Raw genomic sequence first — 2583 nt, 5'->3', positions numbered from 1 at the left:
GCGAGGCTTTAGGAGAAGCTGCAACTTCTCCAAAAAGCTTGAAAATCATTTCAAAGCCTTTGATTTAGTGTTCTTTTATATCAATAATGGATTCGTTTAATGCCAGCATACTTTTTGAAACACCACCCGAAATCTAAATGGAAAGACGACCACTTGTTGAATGATCTCATTTTGATCAATCAGTGAAGCATTCACAGCGTATTCATGATTTTCATTAATATTTATAGAAAAATAATAATCACTCCATTGAGCTCATATTGCTTGCCTTTTTCTGAGTCGAATAGGACATTATTTCTATCGGTACCGATGTTGGGAACAAAAGAAGTTGCATAACTAACGTAAGGAGCAATGAAGTCATTTGCTAAATACATGATTGATGCATTACCAGTAAAAGCATGATCTTCTTGAAGATCAGTTTTAGTCCCTTTTAGGACATTCTCTGAGGAGGATTTTGCCCAGTCATATCGACCAGCCAAATTTATAATCCACTGATCACTTAAACTGATGCGATTGCGAGCATAAAGCCCCATATCACGCAAATTGGTAATAGTATGGCTATTCAAACTGAGTGTATTGATACAGCCTTGATTGTACTGTGGTGCGAAAGGATTAATTGTTGCAAAGTTACAACGGTCCGCAGCTTTTTCACGCTTCTCGTGCATAACGTCAAAACTGACCAGTAGATCATGCTCACTGTTGCCAATTTGGAACTTCTTCTGAAGATTATTGTCGATTGTGTAATTGGTATAATCCCATAAAAGAAAAACCGCCCGAAGGCGGTTATTTTTTGACGATGAAAGTTATAAATCTTTTGGAGTATTTATTTTATTGGCGGGCTAGAGATGGAAATAAACTCTCTACGATACGCTGGGTACTCCATAACCCAATTTCTTGATGATGCATATGAGGTGCTAAATACTTTAGAAGTTTGTTGATCTTGTATCCGGTATTCGTACTTCCATCAAATTGTTTCTTAAGCTCAGCCATTTCATGGTTGGCTAAATAACTAAATGAATTGGTCTCTAGGAAGTTTTTCACAAACTCATTATTCACTTGGTTTTGCTTAGGATCTATTGATTTGCCAGCAATCCAATCATAGATAAAAGTCTTTTCAACAGCACTAAACACCCCAAACATTTTTCCCTCTTCGTCGTGAATCATCTGCCAAAATCTACTTTTTTCAGGCGGTTGATTCAGTTTTATCCACCCTATACGAACAAGCTCAAAAATAAACTCTTCAACACTGTCATCTTCAGACAGCCATTCATTTGTCGTTTTATTATTAAACATGCACTTATTGCTATGCATGTGTTTACCAACAATCGCCTTTTTCTTAAATATTTCAAGCACCATCTTTTCAGTGCTTAAATTTTTAATTATCTGAACTGAACTCATTCCCTTGTTATTTAGGAGATACCCGATTTTGAGTTTACGAATGAACTCTTCTTTAGATCTGTACCTTGTAGAAAGTTTTTTAATGGCATTGGTCGCAATCTGCGCATGCCCATTATCAAAATTATCTATCGTGATATGAACATTAAAATAGTGTGCATCAATTCCAAGTTCTTTTAACTCGTAATTGCTAATTAGCAAATGTAAAGGAAGTTGTTCATAGCCTAAATTAAAACCTGCTATCTCTGGTATAAACTCTGAAGGTACATAGGCAAGCGCAAGCTGTATTGCTGCTTGATGGTAATAGGTATCTGATAAGTTTAAAGAAAGTTGATTCAAACCATGTGCCAGTAGTAGGTTGTCATACATTCGCACGTGATTGGCTTTTTCTGAACCGAGACCAAGTTCCTCTAAATATATCTGGATAAAATCCCTAAATACTGGATCATTCCAATACTGAGTAAAGCTGTACAGCCATGAACCATCTACTTTTTTTGTGGGCGCAACCTTGTATAAAAACTCATAAGCTTTACTAATTGATGAAAAATACTCTCTCGCCCCACCTTGCTTTCGTCTATCTAGGTATTCTTTATAGTATTCACACTGTGTGCGGTTATTATGATGAATCCAATCGACAAGACTGTCTAGTTCGTCTGGCATGTCACTGATGTGGTCTAGAGTTTTAATTTCATTTTCTAGAACCTTAAATGCCTTTAACTCTTTGGCAGAATTAGGTATTGAAGCGTCTAAGAAGAACTCAACGATTTCAAAATATTTCTGATGATCTTTGGTTATTAAATTTAAGATTCTTTCTTTTACTGCTGTAGGCATTATAGTTCTCTCGCGGTAAATGATTCTACTCAACCATAAATCAGAAAATTAGAGTATTTGTTAAATTTTTTTAATGAAATTTAACGCAATGTAATATTTTTTAAATTTTAATATATAAAACATGTTCTTAGCATTACTTTCAACCAAATAGTAAAAAGTAACAATTCTTTATGATGTGATTTAATTCACATATTCATATTTAAATATCAATTATGATTATAATATAAAATATTCCTTTGTACACGACAAAAAAAGATAACTCATTGAAATAATGGCATAATACTTGTTTTCTGACGACGAATATGATGACACATTTCAATGAGTTACATCTCATCTTAAACAAATATCTAAAGTGGAACA

At 34.3% G+C, this 2583-nt stretch carries 1 protein-coding gene and 2 pseudogenes; 1 reads left to right on the top strand and 2 read right to left on the bottom strand.

Annotated features, from left to right (window positions below; genetic code table 11):
• A pseudogene (locus FTV09_RS17445) lies at positions 1-100 on the top strand (IS1 family transposase); the annotation flags it as partial.
• A 121-nt stretch (positions 101-221) separates the two neighbouring features.
• Here the strand turns inward: FTV09_RS17445 and FTV09_RS17440 are convergent.
• A pseudogene (locus FTV09_RS17440) lies at positions 222-737 on the bottom strand (TonB-dependent receptor domain-containing protein); the annotation flags it as partial.
• An 88-nt stretch (positions 738-825) separates the two neighbouring features.
• A complete protein-coding gene (locus FTV09_RS17435; protein WP_180058982.1) occupies positions 826-2223 on the bottom strand; it encodes an iron-containing redox enzyme family protein in 1398 nt (465 codons plus the stop codon).
• Positions 2224-2583: the final 360 nt, after the last annotated feature.

The sequence above is a fragment of the Acinetobacter sp. YH12227 genome, assembly GCF_013417785.1.
In the GTDB taxonomy this organism is placed as follows: Bacteria; Pseudomonadota; Gammaproteobacteria; order Pseudomonadales; family Moraxellaceae; genus Acinetobacter; species Acinetobacter gandensis.
The sequence above is the reverse complement of the archived record's forward strand: the minus strand, read 5'-3'. Positions and strand labels throughout refer to the sequence as shown.